Source organism: Trebonia kvetii (assembly GCF_007827045.1).
GTDB lineage: Bacteria > Actinomycetota > Actinomycetes > Streptosporangiales > Streptosporangiaceae > Trebonia > Trebonia kvetii.
In genome coordinates this window covers 749627-768499 of sequence record NZ_RPFW01000002.1, presented here as the reverse complement: position 1 = coordinate 768499, position 18873 = coordinate 749627, and the positions used below count along the sequence as shown (strand labels likewise).

14 protein-coding genes are annotated in these 18873 nt (G+C 71.5%); 5 read left to right on the top strand and 9 right to left on the bottom strand.

Annotation, left to right across the window (positions count from 1 at the left end):
- Positions 1 to 39: 39 nt before the first annotated feature.
- From EAS64_RS12195 to EAS64_RS12160, 8 genes are read right to left on the bottom strand one after another with little or no spacing between them, the layout of a single operon-like run.
- Positions 40 to 1332, bottom strand: coding sequence for a Ni/Fe hydrogenase subunit alpha (locus EAS64_RS12195; RefSeq protein WP_145853030.1), 1293 nt, complete (start codon positions 1330 to 1332; stop codon positions 40 to 42).
- Positions 1316 to 2119, bottom strand: a complete 804-nt coding sequence (locus EAS64_RS12190; protein ID WP_145853029.1) for an NADH-quinone oxidoreductase subunit B family protein — start codon at positions 2117 to 2119, stop codon at positions 1316 to 1318. Before EAS64_RS12190 ends, EAS64_RS12195 begins: the two co-directional genes overlap by 17 nt.
- Complete coding sequence (locus tag EAS64_RS12185) at positions 2119 to 2964, bottom strand: FAD/NAD(P)-binding protein (RefSeq protein WP_145853028.1); 846 nt, start codon at positions 2962 to 2964, stop codon at positions 2119 to 2121. The genes EAS64_RS12190 and EAS64_RS12185 overlap by 1 nt, the downstream gene beginning before the upstream one ends.
- A complete protein-coding gene (locus EAS64_RS12180; protein WP_222849242.1) occupies positions 2948 to 3415 on the bottom strand; it encodes a Crp/Fnr family transcriptional regulator in 468 nt (155 codons plus the stop codon). The genes EAS64_RS12185 and EAS64_RS12180 overlap by 17 nt, the downstream gene beginning before the upstream one ends.
- Complete coding sequence (locus EAS64_RS12175) at positions 3399 to 4520, bottom strand: 4Fe-4S dicluster domain-containing protein (RefSeq protein WP_246115636.1); 1122 nt, start codon at positions 4518 to 4520, stop codon at positions 3399 to 3401. The genes EAS64_RS12180 and EAS64_RS12175 overlap by 17 nt, the downstream gene beginning before the upstream one ends.
- A complete protein-coding gene (locus EAS64_RS12170; protein WP_145853027.1) occupies positions 4517 to 5533 on the bottom strand; it encodes a dihydroorotate dehydrogenase-like protein in 1017 nt (338 codons plus the stop codon). The genes EAS64_RS12175 and EAS64_RS12170 overlap by 4 nt, the downstream gene beginning before the upstream one ends.
- Positions 5533 to 9168 carry a pyruvate:ferredoxin (flavodoxin) oxidoreductase gene (nifJ, locus tag EAS64_RS12165; protein ID WP_145853026.1) on the bottom strand — a complete coding sequence of 1212 codons (3636 nt, stop codon included), beginning with the start codon at positions 9166 to 9168 and terminating at the stop codon, positions 5533 to 5535. The genes EAS64_RS12170 and nifJ overlap by 1 nt, the downstream gene beginning before the upstream one ends.
- The gene (locus EAS64_RS12160; RefSeq protein ID WP_145853025.1) at positions 9165 to 10808 is read right to left on the bottom strand and encodes an NAD(P)-binding protein; all 1644 of its coding nucleotides are present in this window, start codon (positions 10806 to 10808) and stop codon (positions 9165 to 9167) included. Before EAS64_RS12160 ends, nifJ begins: the two co-directional genes overlap by 4 nt.
- 183 nt (positions 10809 to 10991) lie before the next feature.
- Between EAS64_RS12160 and EAS64_RS12155 the strand changes: the two genes are divergently transcribed.
- From EAS64_RS12155 to EAS64_RS12135, 5 genes are all read left to right on the top strand, one after another.
- Positions 10992 to 13700: a cation-translocating P-type ATPase gene (locus tag EAS64_RS12155; protein ID WP_145853024.1), complete on the top strand. Its 2709-nt coding sequence runs from the start codon at positions 10992 to 10994 to the stop codon at positions 13698 to 13700.
- 107 nt (positions 13701 to 13807) lie between these two features.
- Positions 13808 to 15415 carry a DHA2 family efflux MFS transporter permease subunit gene (locus tag EAS64_RS12150; RefSeq protein WP_145853023.1) on the top strand — a complete coding sequence of 536 codons (1608 nt, stop codon included), beginning with the start codon at positions 13808 to 13810 and terminating at the stop codon, positions 15413 to 15415.
- Between the two features lie 2 nt (positions 15416 to 15417).
- Positions 15418 to 16680: a phosphopyruvate hydratase gene (eno, locus tag EAS64_RS12145; RefSeq protein ID WP_145853022.1), complete on the top strand. Its 1263-nt coding sequence runs from the start codon at positions 15418 to 15420 to the stop codon at positions 16678 to 16680.
- A gap of 58 nt (positions 16681 to 16738) precedes the next feature.
- Positions 16739 to 17650: a class I fructose-bisphosphate aldolase gene (locus tag EAS64_RS12140; protein ID WP_145853021.1), complete on the top strand. Its 912-nt coding sequence runs from the start codon at positions 16739 to 16741 to the stop codon at positions 17648 to 17650.
- Complete coding sequence (locus tag EAS64_RS12135) at positions 17647 to 18306, top strand: 2,3-bisphosphoglycerate-dependent phosphoglycerate mutase (protein WP_145853020.1); 660 nt, start codon at positions 17647 to 17649, stop codon at positions 18304 to 18306. Before EAS64_RS12140 ends, EAS64_RS12135 begins: the two co-directional genes overlap by 4 nt.
- Here EAS64_RS12135 and EAS64_RS12130 read toward each other — a convergent pair.
- Entirely contained in the window at positions 18275 to 18778 is a 504-nt protein-coding gene (locus tag EAS64_RS12130) for a GtrA family protein (protein WP_145853019.1), read from the bottom strand. The genes EAS64_RS12135 and EAS64_RS12130 overlap by 32 nt on opposite strands.
- Positions 18779 to 18873 lie beyond the last annotated feature (95 nt).

The window sequence follows — 18873 nt, the reverse complement described above, 5'->3', positions numbered from 1 at the left end:
GAAGGCCAGCCCGGTCGTTCAGTGCCCGACGCGGATAGTTCAGCCTGTCCGGTTCACTACCCGCAGGTCGAGGAAGTGGGCCGCGCAGGAGATGCACGGGTCATGGCTGCGCACGGCCTGCTCGCACTGCAAGGTCAGCTCGTCACGCGGCATGCCGAGCCGCGGGCCTGCGAACTCGCGCAGGTCGGCCTCGATGACCCGCAGGTTCTGCGAGGTCGGCGGGACGATCTTCGCGTCGGCGATGGTCCCGTCGGCGGCGATGCGGTACCGGTGGTAGAGCATCCCGCGCGGCGCCTCGGTGCAGCCGTATCCGGTCGCCGCGGCGGCCGGCACTTCGATGGACGGCGGTTCTGGCGGCTCATAGTCCTCGATAAGGCGCAGAGCTTCATCGCAGGCGAACACCAGCTCCACGGCGCGGACGATGATGCTGCGGAACGGGTTGTCGCACGTACCGTCCAGGCCAGCGGCGCGCGCGGCGGAGGCCGCCGCCTCGGGCAGGAGCGCGGAGTTCATCCGGTACCTGGCCAGCGGCCCGGTCAGGTAGGTGCGGTTACCGTCAAGCACCGAATGCAGCGCCGTGGAGTGCGGCACCTGAAACTCGGTGAAGTTGCTGTCATAGTCGCGGGCCGGGATGTCCAGGCCGCGGCTTGAAACGATCCGGTCGCCCATGATCGGGTACCCGGCTCCGTCGCGCAGCGAGACGTACTCGTAGTCGCGGCTGAAATCCGGGAAGTCGAACGCCGACACCCAGGCGACCGTGTCCAGCGCCGCCTGTCGCGCCCACTCCAGCTCACCGGCGAGCCCGCGCAGGTCGGATGCGTCCGGTGCGCGGTAGAAGCCGCCGACCCGGACGTTGACCGGGTGCACCGAGCGCCCGCCGATCACCTCAAGCAGCCGGTTGCCCGCCTTCTTCATCCGCAGCCCCCGCTGCACGATCTCCGGATGATCGCGGGCCAGGTGGATGCCGCTCTCGTAACCGAGGAAGTCGGGCGCGTGCAGCAGGTAGATGTGCAGTACGTGGCTTTCTATCCACTCGCCGCAGTACAGCAGCCGGCGCAGCGCGTTCACCGGCTCGGGCACGGTGACGCCGCAGGCGTCCTCGATGGCCCGGCACGCGCTCATCTGGTAGGCGACCGGGCAGATACCGCAGATGCGCGCGGTGATGTCAGGCGGCTCGGTGTACTGCCGGCCGCGCAGCAGGCCTTCGAAGAACCGTGGCGGCTCGAAGATATCCAGCCTGACCTCGGTGACCTGGCCGTCCGCCGTCACGATCTCCAGGCCGCCCTCGCCCTCGACCCTGGCGAGCGCGGGCACCTTAATGTGGTGTGTCATGGGCCTCGGCCTCCTTGCGGAACGGCTCAGCGCCGGCGTTGAACGCGCGGAACGCGCGGACCAGGTCGCCCTCGCTCGCGCCGAGCTCCTGCCAGCGGGCGGAAAGCGCCGCGGTGTTCGGCGTCTCCATCGGCCCGAAGCAGCCGTAGCAGCCCCGGGCGAAGGACGGGCAAAGCGCGCCGCAGCCGGCCTGCGTCACCGGGCCGAGGCAGGGTGTCCCGTGCGCCACCATCACGCACGTGTGCCCGGCGCGCTTGCACTCGATGCACACGCTGTGCCCGCGGATCCGCGGCTTGCGGCCGAGCAGGTACGCCGAGATCACCTCGAGCAGCTGGCGGCGGTCGATGGGGCAGCCGCGCAGCTCGAAGTCGACGCGCACGTGGTCGGCGATCGCCGTGGACGTGCGCAGCGTCTCGATGTACGAGGGCGTCGCGTACACCAGCGGCGCGAGGTCGGCGGAGAAATTGCGCAGCGCCTGGATGCCGCCGGAGGTGGCGCACGCGCCGATGGTGACGAGGAACCGGGACGCCTGCCGGACCTCGCGGATGCGCTCGGCGTCGTGCGGCGTGGTGATCGATCCCTCGACCAGGGACAGGTCGTACGGTCCGGCCACCACCTCGCGGGACGCCTCGGTGAAGTTGGCGATCTGGATCGCGTCGGTCAGCGCGAGCAGCTCGTCCTCGCAGTTGAGCAGGGTGAGCTGGCAGCCGTCGCAGGAGGCAAACTTCCACACCGCGAGAGTCGGCTTGCCGGAGTCAGCAGGCCGGGTACCTTCTGGGTCACTCATCACAGCTCCCTCACCGACATCCAGCGGGCCAGCGGCCGGTAGCCGAGCACCGGCCCGTCACGGCAGAGCAGGAACGGCCCGAGCTGGCAGTGCCCGCACAGCGCCGCCGCGCACTGCATGTCACGCTCCATGGATAGGAACACCCGGTCATCGGTGACGCCCGCCGCGAGCAGTGCACGCACCGCGAACCGCATCATGATCTCCGGGCCCACGGTGAACGTGACCGCTGACCCCGGGTCGAACGCCGCCTTCGCGACGAGGTCGGGCACCACCCCGACGTTGCCGTGCCAGTCGCGGCCCGCGGTATCCACGGTGACCTCGACTGTCACGCCCGGCCTGGTCCGCCAGGTGTCAAGCTCGCCGGTGAACAGCAGGTCGGCCGGGGTGCGCGCGCCGTAAAGCAGGACCAGGCGGCCATACGATTCCCGGTGCGCGAGCACGTGGTAGATGGCGGGACGCAGCGGCGGCAGCCCGATGCCGCCCGCCACGATCACCACGTCGCCGCCCTCGGCCGCCCGCACCGGCCAGCTGGTGCCGTACGGGCCGCGCACCCCGACCCGCTGGCCCGGCCGGAGGGTGCACAGCGCGTGAGTGACCGCCCCGACGTCGCGGATGGTGTGCAGCACGGGGCCGGGCCGCGACGGGTCACCGCTGATCGAGATCGGCACCTCGCCGATGCCGGGCACCCGCAGCATGTTGAACTGGCCGGGCTCGAAGCCAAACGGCTCGGGCGGCTCGAGCTCGAGCGTCACCGTGTCGTGCGACTCCGCCCGGCTCGCGGTCACCCGCCAGGGCGGCGATTCGGTCCACGGGCGGTCCGCCGTCGCGTTAGCCAGCGTGCGCATGGCCGTACACGTCCATCAGTTGCAGCCGGGTGGCCTGCAGCCGCCGCGTTGCCAGCCTCGCGAAGCGCTGCATGAGGTCGTAGCCGAGCCGCGGGTCGGCGTCGCATTTGGCCCGCAGGCACGTGCCGTCCAGCTCGACGGCGTGCACCCGCCCGACGGCCCGCCCGTCGAACTGCCAGAGGTGCGGTCCGATCAGCCAGGAGAAGCCGGCCATTTCACCCGCGCCGACGGTCTGCACGGTGAGAACCCGGCCGGCCGCCGCGATCTCCAGCGCGATCGCGCCCTCCCGCACCAGGTAGAACGTCTCCGCCGGGTCCCCGCCGCGGAACAGGAACGCGCCGTCGCTGAACACCACGTTGCTTGCGCACCCGGCGATCAGCGCCAGGTACTCCTGGTCCATCCCGTCGAAGAACCCGTGGCGGCCAAGCACGTGCTCAATCGTCTGCTGCAATTGCGCCGACCTCCTCGGTGATGTCGATCCCCACCGGGCACCACGCGATGCAGCGCCCGCACCCCACGCACCCGGAGGTGCCGAACTGGTCCTGCCAGGTAGCCAGCTTGTGCGTCATCCACTGGCGGTACCTGGACTTGGTCGAGGTCCGCACCGGGCCGCCGTGCAGGTAGGAGTGGTCGAGCGTGAAGCACGAGTCCCACGACCGCTGCCGCTCGGCTTCAGTCCCGCCCGCCCCCCCCGCTCCCGTCAGGTCGGTGACCTCCTCGACGCTGAAGCAGAAGCACGTCGGGCACACCATTGTGCAGTTCCCGCAGGCCAGGCAGCGTCCCGCCACGTCGTCCCAGCGCGGGTGCTCCAGGTTGTCGTACAGCAGGTCCCGCAGGTCAATCGCGGGCATGCTCCGCTCCATGGCGGCGGCGGTGCGCTCGCTGACCGCGTCCGCCGCGGTGACGTCGGCCGTCGGGGCGGGCGCCGCCCCGGCCTCGGCGAGCACCTCGGCGCCGCGCGCGGTCCCGGCCTCCACCAGGAACCGGTGACCACCGGAGTCGAGCAGCTCGGTCAGCGCGAGATCGAAGCCCGCCTCCGCCTTCGGCCCCGCCGACATCGACGTGCAGAAGCAGGTCTTGGCGGCCTGTCCGCAGTTGACCGCGACGAGGAATGCCCCCTCGCGGTTCGCCGCGTAGCCCGGGTCGGGATGCCGGCCGCCGGTGAAGACCCTGTCCTGGATCGCGATCGCCCGCAGCTCGCACGCCCGGACGCCGATAAACGCGTAGCGCTCCGGCTCTGCCGCATCGGCCGTGTCAGGACCTCCCAGCCTGGCAACGGCGGGGAACAGGTACTTCTTCCACGACTGCGGCCCGACGTTGTAACCGAACAGCGCCTGGTCGTCCCGGCGCCGCACCCGGTACGTGGCCGCGTCCTGCTCGTCGGTCCACCCGGCCGGCAGGTCGGCCGCCGACGAGATGTCGCCGTAGATGATGGCCCCGTCCTTGAGTACGGGCCCGACCAGCCGGAACCCGCGGCGCCTGATGGCGTCGAGCAGCCCGTCGAGCTGGTCGCGGCGCAGCACTGCCGGAGTCGCCGGACCGGTCACGGCGCTCACGCGAGCGCTCCTGGGGCGCCGAACGCGTGCGTCGCCTGCTCGATCGCTGACAGGTACCCGCCCCGTCCCGGCGCCGTGAGGTTGGCCTCGTCGGACATCAGCCCACGCAGCCCGGCCACGGTGACGAAGCCCTTGCGCTGCATCCAGCTGGCCAGCCCGCCGACTAGCACGGCGGCGTAAGCGGGGCCGTGCCGCAGCAGCGCGGAGGTGGTCATCACCGCGTCCGCGCCCGCCAGCAGGTACGCCGCGACGTCCGCCCAGTTCTCCACCCCGGTCGTCGCCGCAAGCGAGCAGCGCACCTTCCCGTGCAGCAGCCGGATCCAGGTGCGTGGGAGGGACGCCTCGCCAGGCGAGGAGAGCCGGAACCCCCTGGAGACCGTGAACGTCTCAGGGTCAATGTCCGTCTGGAGGAACCGGTTGAACAGCACCAGCCCGTCCGCGCCGGCCCGGTCGAGCACGGCCGCCATCTCGCCGGGAGAGCTGAAGTACGGCCCGATCTTGACCGCCACCGGGATACGCACCGCGGCCTTGACCGCGAGGAGGATCTCGGTGTACCGCTGCTCGGCGTCCCTTGCCGGGATCAGCGGGTCGCCGGGCAGGTAGTAGATGTTCAGCTCGACCGCGGCGGCCCCCGCGTCCTCCATGGCCGTCGCGTAGTTCGTCCAGCCGCCAGGCGAGACGCCGTTCAGTGACGCGATCACCGGCACGCCGGGACCCGCGGCCGCCCGGGCCTGGGAGATCAGGTGCAGGTACCGGTGCGGCCAGGCCTCGTACGCAGCACCGGGGCGGTAGCTGAGCGCCTCGGGAAAGGAGTCCGCGCCGCCCGCGGCCAGCCACGAGTCCCGGTTCGCCTCCTGCGTGAGCTGCTCTTCGAACAGCGACGGCAGCACAACCGCGCCGACGCCGGCCTCGGCGAGCCGTCGCACGCCGTCGGCGCTCGACGTCAGCGGCCCCGCCGACGCGATAAGCGGGTTGCGCAGGTCCAGGCCGAGGTACTTGGTGCTCAGGTCCATCACGTGCTCCCCTCCGCCGCGGGGAACCGCTCCGGGCCCCGTGCGGCCATCTCCTCGTAGGTTGTCCAGCGCTGGTGTACTTCCTGCTGTGCGAGCTCGGCGAGCCGGGCCGCCGTCTCCGGATCGGTCCTTTCCAGGATCCGGAAACGCAGCTCCTGCCCGGTGTAGGCGGAAAGCGGCAGCCGGGGCCGCGGCGAGTCGAGCAGGAACGCCCGGGTGACCGGGTCGTAGCGGACCAGCGGCCAGTAGCCGCTGGCCACCGCGCGGTACTGCTGGTCCATGCCGTTGCGCAGCAGCTGCCCGTCCTTCTCGATGCCGTGCGCGATGCAGTGGCTGTAGGCGATCACCAGCGACGGCCCGTCATACGCCTCGGCCTCGCGCAGCGCGCGCAGCGTCTGCTGCGGGTCGGCGCCCATCGCCACCCGCGCCACGTACACGCTGCCGTAGGCGATCGCCTGCAACGCCAGGTCCTTCTTGGGTACCCGCTTGCCGGCCGCGGCGAACTTGGCGACCGCGCCGAGCGGCGTCGCCTTCGACGCCTGCCCGCCGGTGTTGGAGTACACCTCGGTGTCCAGCACGAGCACATTCACGTCCCTGCCGGTCGCCAGCACGTGGTCGAGCCCGCCAGCCCCGATGTCGTAGGCCCAGCCGTCGCCGCCGACGATCCACACGCTGCGCCGCACCAGGTGGTCGACGACGCTGAGCAGGTCCCGAACGGAGGGGTTCGCCGCGTCCATCGCCGCCAGTCTCCTGGTCAGCTCGGTGACCCGCGCCCGCTGCGCCGCGTACTCCGACTCGCGCCGCTGCGGCGCGGCCAGGATCTCGTCAGCAAGCTCCGCGCCGACCGCGTCCCGCAGTTCCGCAAGCCGGGCCCTGGCCAGCGCGAGCTGCTGGTCGGCGGCGAGCCGGAAGCCGAGCCCGAACTCCGCGTTGTCCTCGAACAGCGAGTTCGACCACGCGGGGCCGCGGCCGTCGCGGTTGGTGGTCCACGGCGTCGTCGGCAGGTTGCCGCCGTAGATCGACGAGCAGCCGGTCGCGTTTGCGACCAGCAGCCGGTCGCCGAACAGCTGGGAAAGCAGCCGCACGTACGGCGTCTCGCCGCAGCCGGCGCACGCGCCGGAGAACTCGAACAGCGGCTGGAGGAACTGCGCGCCGCGGACGGTGCCGAAGTCCACCCTGGACCGGTCGGCGAGCGGCAGGGTCTCGAAGAACGCCACATCCCGCCGCACCGTGTCCCTGTCGTAGGGCTCCAGGTTGATCGCCTTGCGTGGCGCCGCCGCTCCGGCTCCCGTGTCCGGGGATGAGGCCGCGGCCGGGCCGGCTGGCGGGGCAGGCACGGCACCGCGCAGCGGCACCGGGCAGGCCTCCACGCACAGCCCGCACCCGGTGCAGTCCTCGGCGTATATCTGCAACGTGAAGGCGCTGTCCGGCAGGCCGCGCGAGTCCAGCGGCGCGGACTTGAACCCGTCCGGCGCCCCGTCGAGCAGGCCGTCCGGGTAGAACGTGGACCTGATGACGCTGTGCGGGCAGACGAACGAGCAGTTGCCGCACTGGATGCACGTCTCCGGGTCCCACACGGCGACCAGGTCGGAGATGTTGCGCTTCTCGTACCTCGAGGTGCCCGGCGGGTAAGTGCCGTCGACGGGCAGCGCGCTCACCGGCAGCTCGTCACCGCGGCCCGCCAGCATCGCCGCCGTGACCGTCCGCACGAACTCCGGAGCACCGAGAAAAACGGGGGACCGCGCGGGCGGCGCCTCGGCTGGCATCTCGCCGGCCGGCGGCACCTCCACCCGGTGCAGCCCGGCCACCGCCGCGTCCACGGCCGCGTTGTTCCGCGCCACGATCTCCGGCCCGCGCTTCCCGTAGCTCTTCGCGATCGCGCTCTTGATCGCCGGGATCGCCTCATCGGCAGGCAGCACGCCGGAGATCGCGAAGAAGCAGGTCTGCAGCACGGTGTTCACCCGCCCGCCAAGGCCGGCCTCGCGGGCCACGGCGCGGGCGTCGATCGCGTACAGGGTGAGCTTCTTCGCCTCGATCTGCGACCTGGCGGACCCGGGCAGTGAGTCCCATACCGCATCCGGCGGCACCGGCGTGTTGAGCAGCACCACCGCGCCGGGTGCCGCCCGGTCGAGGACCTCGTCGCGGCCGATCAGCCGCGCCTGGTGCACGCCGACGAACCCGGCCCGCCTGATGAGGTACGGCGCGCTGATGGGAGCTGGCCCGAACCGCAGGTGGGAGACGGTCTCCGAGCCGGACTTCTTGGAGTCGTAGACGAAGTAGCCCTGGGCGTGCAGCCCGGCGTCGCCGAGGATCTTGATGCTGTTCTTGTTGGCGCTCACGGTCCCGTCCGAGCCGAGGCCGAAGAACACGGCCCTGGTCGTCGCCGGATCCTCGATGTCGAGGTCGTCGTACGGCAGGCTCGATCCCGAGACGTCGTCGTTGATCCCGATGGTGAACCGCGGGCGCGGCGCCGGGTGCGCGAGCTCGGCGAAGACGCCCGCGACCATGCCCGGGGTGAACTCCTTCGACGCCAGCCCGTACCGCCCCCCGGCCACCAGCGGCATCAGGCGGCCGCCGTCAGCCGCCGCGGCCTCCGCGAGCGTGGCGAGCACGTCGAGGAACAGCGGCTCGCCCAGTGAGCCAGGCTCCTTGGTCCTGTCGAGCACCGCGATCCGCTCCGCCGTCGGCGGCAGCGCGGCCAGCAGCTCCGTTACCGGAAATGGCCGGAACAGCCGCACCTGAACGACGCCTACCCGCTCTCCGCGCGCCGCCAGGTACCCGGCTGTAGCGGCCGCCGTCTCCGCTCCAGATCCCATGATCACGATCACCCGCTCGGCCTCGGGATGACCGTGGTACGACGCCAGGTGATACCGCCGCCCCGTCAGGGAAGCTAGCGCGGACATCGCCGACGCGACCGCCCCTGGCACCGCCGCGTAGAACGGGTTCACGGTCTCCCTCGCCTGGAAGTACACGTCGGGGTTCTGCGCCGTGCCGCGCACCACGGGGTGCTCGGGGTTCATCGCGCGGAGGCGGTGCGCCCGGACCAGCTCGTAGGGCACGAGCGCGCGCAGCTCGTCGTCGGAGAGCAGCTCGCACTCGTTCAGCTCGTGCGAGGTGCGGAACCCGTCGAAGAAGTGCACGAACGGTACCCGGGTGGCGAGCGACGCCGCTTGCGCCACCACCGCCAGGTCGTGCGCCTCCTGCACGGATCCCGAGCAAAGCAGCGCGAACCCGGTCTGCCGCACCGCCATCACGTCCGAGTGGTCGCCGAAGATCGACAGCCCCTGCGCCGCGAGCGACCGCGCCGCCACCTGGAACACCGCGGGGGTCAGCTCCCCGGCGATCTTGTACATGTTCGGTATCATCAGCAGCAGGCCCTGCGACGCGGTGAACGTCGTGGTCAGCGACCCGCCCTGGAGCGCGCCATGCAGCGCGCCCGCCGCGCCGCCCTCGCTCTGCATCTCCACGACGGTCGGCACGCCGCCCCAGATGTTCACCCGGCCCTTGCTCGACCACTCGTCGGCCAGCTCGGCCATCGCCGAGGAGGGGGTGATCGGGTAGATGCAGCACACGTCGTTCAGCCGGTAGGCGGCGGAGGCGGCCGCCTCGTTGCCGTCGATCGTCACGCGGGTCATCGGCCCTCCTCTGGGGTGCTTTCCGCCCGCTCGGGCACCATCTCGATGGCGTGCACCGGGCACTGCTGGTAGCAGGCCGCGCAGCCGGTGCACCGGTCATAGTCGAACTCGTAGCGGTGACCGCGGCCCAGCTTGATGACCGCGTCCTCCGGGCAGGCGGCGGCGCAGGCGTCGCACTCGAAGCAGTTGCCGCACGACAGGCAGCGGGCCGCCTCGCGGACCGCCTCCGGTTCTGTCAGCCCGCCAGTGACCTCAGCGAAGTCGGCGACACGCGAAGCCGCCGACCGTTCTGGCTGCTCAGAAGGAGGAGCATCGGTGAAGTACCACGGATGCAGCAGCTCGAAACCGGCCTCCTCGTGCTTCGGCGGCGCGACGTAGCTGCCGCCGCGCAGATACGCGTCGATGAACCTGGCGGCCTTCTTGCCGTGCCCGGTGCCGACGGTGACCGTCCGCTCGGCCGGCACCATGTCGCCGCCGGCGAACACGCCGGGGCAGCCGGTCATCATGTCGGGGCCGACGAGCACCGTGCCGTCCCGCTTGAACTCCACCCCGGGTACGGCCCGCAGGAAGCGGGTGTCCGCGTCCTGGCCGAGCGCGAGGATCAAAGTGTCGGCGGACAGCTTCTCGTAACGTCCGGTGGGCCGCGGGTAGCCGGACGGGTCGAGCTCCATCGTCTCGATGGTCAGCTCGGGCCCGTCGAACGCGGTGATCGTGCGCAGCCAGTTGATGGTGACGCCCTCGCGCTCGGCGGCGACGGCCTCCTCCTCGTGCGCGGGCATGCGCTCCCGGCTGCGCCGGTAGACGATCAGCGCGTCGCCGGCGCCGAGCCGCTTGGCGGTGCGCGCGGCGTCCATCGCGGTGTTGCCGCCGCCGTACACCGCGACCCGCCGCCCGAGCACCGGGTGGCCGCCGGCCGCGACCTCCCGCAGGAACGGCACCGCGTCGACGATCCGCCCGGCCTCCCGCGCCGGGATGTCCACGTGCTTGGACAGGTGCGCGCCGACCGCGACGAACACGGCGTCGAACCCGGCGCGTTCCGCGTCCAGGTCGGTCACCGGGTGCCCGCAGCTGATCCGCACGCCCATGGCCTCGATCCGGCCGATCTCGGCGGCGAGCACGTCGCGCGGCAGCCGGTAGGCGGGGATGCCGTACCGCATCATCCCGCCTGGCTCCGCGCCCGCGTCGCGCACCTCCACCTGGTGCCCGCGGCGGGCCAGGTGGTAGGCGGCGGACAGCCCGCTCGGACCGGCGCCGATGACAAGTACCCGCTTGCCGGTCGGCTCGGCTTCTTCCATGCCGAGCGGCCAGTGGTTGCTCATGGCCAGGTCGCCGAGGAACCGTTCCACGGCGTGAATGGAGACGGCGCTGTCCAGCTCGGCACGGTTGCACACGCTTTCGCACGGGTGGTAGCAGACCCGCCCGTGGATCGCGGGGAACGGGTTGTCGTCGGTGAGCAGCCGCCAGGCACGCTCGAACTCCCCGTCGCGCGCCGCTGCCAGCCATGCCTGGATGTTCTCGCCTGCCGGGCAGCCGGCGTTGCACGGCGGCAGCAGGTCCACGTACACCGGCCGGCGAGCACGCGCGGCCCCGGTCAGGCCCGCGTCTTGCACCAGGTCAGGCACTGAGGTCAGATCATGCATGGTCACACTATGCACCCGGCCGGACCCGGCACGTAGAGCCTAAGGTCCCGGGCGTGCCGATGCCCTCCCCGGGCCCCGCGCCACGGCCAGCAGGACCTAAGTCTCTGGGCCGAAGGAGCCGGCCGGTAGTTCACTGGCATCGCAGGTGCGACAAGCTGCCAAACAGGGAGCAGGGCTGTTGGAATGACTGCCGAGTCCCCGGATCCGCTCGAGCCGCTGGCTCAGCTGTTCCAGGACTTGCGTTCGACGCCCGGTGGCCTGACCGGCCGCGAAGCGGCGCGACGGCTGGAGGTCACCGGGCCCAATGAACTGGCCAGGCGCGGCGGGCGCACCTGGCCAGGCGAGCTTGCCGGGCAGTTCACCCATCCGCTCGCGCTGCTGCTCGCACTGGCCGCGGTGCTCGCCTGGGCCAGCGGCACGCCGCGGCTGGCGATCGCGATCGCCGCGGTGATCTTCCTCAACGCAGCGTTCTCTTTCGTACAGGAACTGCAGGCCGAGCGCGCCGTCGAGGCCCTGGCCGCCTTCCTGCCCGAGCGCGCCCGGGTGCTGCGCGACGGGGCACCGCAAGACATCGAGGCCCGCTCGCTTGTGCCTGGCGACGTGCTGCTGATCGAGGAGGGCGAGCGGATCTGCGCCGACGCGCGGCTGCTCAGCGGCACGGTCGAGGTGGACATATCCACGCTCACCGGAGAGTCGGTCCCCGTGACCTGCTCCGCGGGCGCCGCGGACGTCACCGTGCCGTTGCTGCAGGCACGAGACGTCGTGTTCAGCGGCACCGAGTGCACCAGTGGCGAGGCGCGGGCCCTGGTCACCGCCACGGGCATGGGCACCGAACTCGGTCGCATCGCCTCGCTCAGCCAGCGGACCGGGCGGGACGAAAGCCCGCTCGAGCACCAGGTCAAGCGCGTCGCCCGGCTGATAGCCCTGGTGGCGATCGGGGCAGGCATCGCGTTCCTGCCGATCGGCCTGGCCGCTGGGCTGAGCGTAACCGCCGCCGTCAGCTTCGCGATCGGGCTGCTCGTCGCCAACGTCCCTGAAGGGCTGCTGCCCACGATCACGCTCGCCCTGGCGGTCGGGGTGCGGGAGATGGCCCGCAGGGGCGCGCTCGTCAAACGGCTTTCCGCGGTGGAGACCCTCGGCTCCACGACGGTGATCTGCACGGACAAGACCGGCACCCTCACCGAGAACAGGATGCGGGTCAGCTCGGTCTGGACCCCGGCGGACGGCAAGGAAGCGGCGGTCGCGCTGGCCGGGGTTGCCGCCCGCTGCAGCACGGCCGACCTGCGGCTCCCTTCACCATCCGGAACGGGTGGTGGTTCCACCCTGCCGTCCGGCGACCCCACCGAGGTGGCACTGCTCGAGATGGCGGCCTCCCACGGCGCCGACGTGAGCCTGGCGGGCCGGGAGGCGACCCGGCTCGCACTCTTCCGCTTCGACCCGCGGCTTGCGCTGATGAGCACGGTCGACGAGCTGGACGGCGTCCCGGTGATCTCCGTCAAGGGAGCGCCAGAGGCGGTGCTCGCGCGCGTCAGCGCGATCATGGGGACGGCGGGGGAGCGGCCGGTCACCGACGCGGACCGGGCCCGCGTCACCGGGGCCATGGACAGCTACGCGAGGCAGGGCTTGCGGGTATTGGCGCTGGCGCGGCGGGTGCTGCCGGCCGCAGCGCCCGTCCCCGCCGCGCGCGAGGAAGCCGAACATGACCTGTGCCTGCTCGGCATGACCGCGATGCAGGACCCGCCGCGCGCGGAGGTGCCCGCCGCGATCGTGCGGGTGCACCGGGCGGGCATCCGGGTGCACGTGGTCACCGGCGACAACGGGGTGACCGCCGCGGCGATCGCCAGGCGGGTCGGCATCGGGGCCGGCCGCGGCGGGCTGCACGTGGTTGTCGGCGCTGAGCTCGACGCGATGAGCGAGCCGGACCTGGACGCGCTGCTCGATTCCGGCGCCGAGGTGGTCTTCGCGCGCAGCTCGCCTGAGGCCAAGCTGCGCATCGCCGACGCGCTGCGGGCGATGGGCCAGGTCGTCGCGATGACCGGCGACGGTGTCAATGACGCGCCCGCGCTGCGGCGGGCGGACATCGGCGTCGCCATGGGCCGTTCTGGTACGGACGTCGCCCGTGAGGCGGCGACGATGGTGCTCACCGATGACAACTTCGCCACGATCGCGGTCGCGGTGGAGACGGGGCGGCGCGTCTATGACAACGTGCGCAAGTTCATCTGCTACATCTTCGCCCACGCGGTACCCGAAGTGCTGCCGTTCCTGGTCTTCGCCCTGGCTGGCGGGGCCGTGCCGCTGCCGCTGACGGTGATGCAGATCCTCGCCATCGACCTGGGCACCGACACCCTGCCGGCGCTCGCGCTCAGCCGCGAGCCCGCCGAGCCGGGCCTGATGGACCGGCCGCCGCGCAAGCGCACCGAGGGGGTGATCAGCCGCGGCATGCTCGCCCGTGCCTGGGGTTTCCTCGGCCTGCTTTCTGCCACGCTGGTAATGGCCGGCTATTTCCTCACACTGCGACACGCCGGCTGGCAGCCGGGCGCCGCGACCGGGCCGGGCTCGCCGCTGAACCTCGGGTACCGGCAGGCCACCACCGTCGCCTGGCTCGGCATCGTCGCCTGCCAGGTCGGCACCGCGTTCGCCGTCCGCACCGACCACGCGTCGCTGCGCGAGGTCGGCGTGTTCAGCAACAAGCCGCTGCTCGCCGCCATCGCCGTCGCGCTGGCGTTCGCGGCCCTCGTCGTCTACCTGCCGCCGATGCAGGGGTTCTTCGGCACGGCCGCCCTGTCCGGCGGGCAGCTCGCCACCGTCGCGCCCTTCCCGTTCATCGTCTGGGGCGCCGACGAGATCCGCCGCGCCCTCGTGCGGCGACGCAATCGGGGGCCCGCGGGGTGACCGGTCGGCCGGGCCTGCACGCCCTGCCGCGTGCCCGCGCCACAGGGCCCTCGCGGAGGGGGCGTTCGCCCCTACCCGCGACGGGTGCCGCGCGGTGGGCTGGAAATATGACGACACACGTCCAAATGCGCAAGGCGCCAGCGCTTCCCGAGCCCGCCGCGCCTGGCAGGCGCTGGCTCGCGCTCGCCGTGCTGTGCGTGACCCTGCTGATGGTCACCCTGGACACCACGGTGCTCAACGTGGCGCTGCCCACCCTGGTGCGCGACCTGCACGCGACCACCACGGAACTGCAGTGGATCGTCGACGCCTACGTGCTGGTGTTCGCCGGCCTGCTGCTCGTCGCCGGCAGCATCGCGGACCGGGTCGGGCGGAAGCGGGTGTTCTGCGTCGGGCTGCTCGCCTTCGCAGCCGGGTCCGCCTGGGCCGCCTTCTCCGGGTCCACGGGCATGCTGATCGCCGCCCGGGCCAGCATGGGCATCGGCGGGGCGATCATGATGCCGTCCACGCTGTCCCTGATCACCAGCATCTTCACCGACGCCGCCCAGCGGCAGCGCGCCATCGGCCTGTGGGCGGGCACCAGCGGCCTCGGGATCGCGCTCGGCCCGATCGTCGGCGGCGCGCTTCTCGCCCGGTTCTGGTGGGGCTCGGTGTTCCTGATCAACGTTCCGATCGCGGTGGCCGGGTTCGCGCTCGCCGTCCCGCTGCTCCCCGAGTCGCGCAGCCAGTCCCCGCGACGGCCGGATTACGCCGGGGCGGTGCTGTCCATCGCGGGCCTCGGCCTGCTGCTGTGGTCGCTGATCGAGGCGCCGGCCCGCGGCTGGACGTCACCGCGGGTGCTCGCCGCGGGCACGGGCGGCCTCGTGGTGCTCGCGATGTTCGTGCTGTGGGAAGGCCGGACGACCCACCCGATGCTGAACCTGGCACTGTTCCGCGAGCGCGCGCTGACCGGCGCGGTCTGCTCGATGGCCATGGTGGCCTTCGGCCTGTTCGGGACGCTGTTCCTGCTGACCCAGTACCTCCAGTTCAGCCTCGGCTACAGCGCGCTCGCCGCGGGGATCAGGGTGCTGCCCGCCGCCGGCACGATCGCCGTCGTGGCGCCGCTCAGCGCGTTCTTCCTGCGGGTGACCACCGTCAGGTACACGGTGGCGACGGGCCTGGCGTGCATCGCGGCCGGGCTGTGGCAGCTTTCCGGCGCCACAGTCGCCTCGACGTACGTCAGCATCCTGCCCGGCCTCGTGCTGCTCGGCCTCGGGGTCGGGCTTGCCATGCCCGCGGCCACCGAGTCCGTCATGGGGTCGCTGCCCAGTGCGGACACTGGCGTCGGCGCGGCCACCAACGGAGCGTTCATGCAGACGGGCGGCGCCCTCGGCGTCGCCGTCATCGGCAGCCTGCTGAACACCAGGTACACGGGAAACATCTCCGCGGTCCTTGCGCCGCACCACGTGCCCGCGGCGGTCCTCGGGACGGTACGCGGCTCGCTCGGCGGGGCGCTCGAGGTGGCGGCACGACTCGGCGGGCAGTTCGGCGCGGAACTCGCGGCGGCCGCCCGCAGCGCCTTCGTCAGCGGCATGGACCTGGGCCTGCTCACCGGGGCGCTCGTCGCGTTCGCCGGGTGCGCGGTTGCGCTCGCGGTCCTGCCGGAGGGCAGGCGCACGGCCGGCCGCCAGGGACCCGCGGCGAATGAGGTACCCACAAGTCGCAAGAGAGGAATATGACGATGACCTTCAATGTGTCTGACCTGACGGCACTGGAGATCCTCGACTCGCGAGCGCGGCCCACCCTGGCGGTGACGGTACGGCTGGCGGACGGCGCCACGGCGCGGGCCGGCGTGCCGTCGGGCGCGTCGACCGGGTCACGCGAGGCGGTGGAGCTGCGTGACGGCGACAAGTCCCGGTTCGGCGGCGGCGGGGTGCTCACGGCGGTGGGATTCGTCAACGGCGAGATCGCCGACCTGCTCCGTGGTCACCCCTGGAACTCCCTGGCGGAGGCGGACCAGGCGATGATCAGCCTCGACGGCACGCCGAACAAGAGCAGGCTCGGCGCGAACGCCCTCGTGGGGGTGTCCATGGCGCTGGCCCGGGCGCTCGCCGCCTCCGACGGCACGCCGCTGTGGCGCTGGCTCACCCCGCCTGGCGTCGTCCCGTCCCTCCCCGTGCCGCACTTCAACGTGCTCAACGGAGGCGTGCACGCACCCAACGACCTGGACTTCCAGGAGTTCATGGTCGCGCCGCTCGGCGCTCCGTCGATGGCGGAGGCGGTGCGCGCGGGCGCCGAGGTCTACGCCGCGCTGCGCCGCGCCCTTGGCGACCGCAAGCTCTCCACCGGTCTCGGCGATGAAGGTGGCTTCGCTCCCGAGGTCAGTGAGCCTGAGGAGGTCCTGCACCTCCTGACCGAGGCCATCGGCGATGCCGGGTACCGGCCGGGCGCTGACGGCGTGTCCATCGCGCTGGACCTGGCGGCCTCCGAGTTCCGCCAGCCTGACGGCCGCTACCTGGTCGCTGGGGACCTGCTGACCAGCGGAGACCTGATCGACCGCCTAGCGGCCATCACGCGTGACTTCCCCGTCCACCTGATCGAGGACGGTCTCGGCGAGGACGACGAGGACGGCTGGATCGCGCTCACCGGTCGGCTCGGCAGCGCCGTCGAACTGGTCGGCGACGATATCTTCTGCACCAACCCGGCGATCATCTCCGCCGCCATCGACCGCGGCATCGGCAACGCCTCGCTGATCAAGGTCAACCAGATCGGCACCGTCACCGAGACGCTTGAGGCCATGGCCGTCTGCCGCCGGGCCGGCTACCGGCAGTTCGTCTCGCACCGCTCCGGCGAGACCGAGGACAGCTTCATCGCCGACCTCGCGGTCGGCACGGGCTGCGGTCACCTTAAGTCGGGTGCCCCGGCGCGCGGTGAGCGCACTGCGAAGTACAACAGGCTGCTTGAAATCGCCGCCGGATTCCCGCTCCGCTACGGCATGAGCTGACGTTACCGCACGGCGAATTCAAGTCAGGATCAGCACGAATACAGGAGGCGAATACACCATGCAAGCGTGGACGGATCTGCGTGAGCAGGGACTCGACACAGGTAAGAAGGCACGGCTGCACAGGATCCTCTACCAGTTCGGACTGCGGAACGGTACCGCCCTGTTCCTGCCGTATGACCAGGGCCTAGAGCACGGCCCGCGTGATTTCTTCGCCAATCAGGCGGCCGGGGATCCCGCGTACATCGCCAGGCTTGCCCTGGAGGGAGGGTTCAACGGCATCGCCATCCAGATCGGGCTGGCGGAGAAGTTCTACTGGGACTATGCCGGCGAGGTGCCGCTCATCCTGAAGCTCAACGGGAAGACGGACATACCGCCCGACGAGTCGGCGCTGTCGCCCGTGCACGCCACCGTGGCCGACGCGGTGCGACTGGGAGCCGACGCCGTTGGGTACACGCTGTACGTGGGCACGCCCGCCGCGGAGGCGGACTTCGCTCAGTACCGGCGGGTCCGCGAAGACGCCGCTCGGTTTGGCATGCCGCTGGTCGTGTGGGCATACCCGCGCGGGTCGGCGATCGGTGCCAAAGGCGGCAAAGACTCCTTCTACGCGGTCGATTACGCGGCCCGCACCGCCAGCGAACTCGGCGCCGACGTGGTGAAGGTCAACTTCCCGCACCCGGAGAAGCGGGCAGGCGTCCCGGCGGCGTATGACACCGAGTTCACCGCGCAGCAGGCCATCGACGCGGTGGTGCGGTCGGCGAACCGGACTCTGCTGCTCGTCTCCGGCGGGGAGCAGCAGGGCGACGAGGCCATGCTGGAGAAGGCGCGACGGTCGATGGAGGCCGGGGCGACGGGCCTGATCTTCGGCAGGAACGTCTGGCAGCGCGGTCACGACGAGTCCCTCGCGTTCATCGCCAGGCTCCGGGAGATCCTCGCCAAGTACCCGCACGAGCGCGCCCTGGCGAGCCGGTGACGGTGCTGGTCCTGCTGCGCCACGGCGAGAGCGCCTGGAACGCGCAGAACCTGTTCGCCGGCTGGGCCGATGTCGCACTGAGCGAGCGCGGCAGGCAGCAGGCGCGGCGAGCGGGGGCGCTCCTCGCCGCCCGCGGCTTCCTTCCCGACGTGGTCCACACGTCGGTGCAGCGCCGCGCCATCGTGACGGCCGACCTCGCGCTCGCCGCGTGCGGCCGGCCGTGGGTGGCGGTGCGGCGGAGCTGGCGGCTCAACTCCAACCATTACGGAGCGCTGCAGGGCCAGAGCAAGGCGGAGGTCAGGGCCGCGGTGGGCGAGGAGCAGTTCATGGCCTGGCGCCGCGGCTTTCGCGTGCGCCCGCCCCTGGGGGAGCCGGACGACGACCCGCGCTACGCGGCCCTGCCCCCGGTGGCCAGGCCGCGTGGCGAGTCGCTGCACGACGTGACCGAGCGGCTGCTGCCCTACTGGCACGACGCGATCATCCCCGACCTGTACTGGTACAACTGTGTGCTTGTGGTGTCGCACGGGAACACACTGCGGGCACTGATCAAGCACCTGGAAGGGGTCGGCGATGACGCCTCCGCCGGGCTGGAAGTGCCGAACGCGGTTCCGGTCTGCTACCAGTTCACCGCCGGGCGCGCCCGCCGCCTGATGTAGCCGCCGGCGAAGCGCCCCAGACGAACAGGCGGTATGACCAGAACCTGAATAGCGTGGCCAGCAAGATGCCGGTGTTCAGCGCGCAGAAGACCGCCAGCTTGTCGTGCCCGAGACCAAGCAGGTAGTAATTGAAGGCCACGGTGGCATCCTGAATCAGCAAGCCAATGCCATTTAGCACCGCGAAGATGCTGATTTCGCGCGCGACATTGGTCCGCCGCCGTCCTCGGAACGACCAGTACCGGTTGCCAAGGTAGGTGCCGACCATGGCCACGATGGTGGCGACCGAGGCGGACAGCACGGGTCCCACGGCATGGTGCAGGTACAGCAGGTCGTAGACGCCGTTGGTCACGAACACCCCGGCGATGCCGACAGCCGCGAATTTCCCGAATTCGCGAACGGGCTGCCGCAAGCGCTCATACCGCGTCCGCCCGCGGGCCACCGCCCGGAAGTTAGCGTGCACCTGTTCAGCCACCCCGGCCGCCTCTCGTCATTGGCCGCCTCCAACCCCAAAATAGGCCGCTTGGCATCCAGGACCAGGGGCGGAGGTCCTGTCGGAAGGCCCTATCG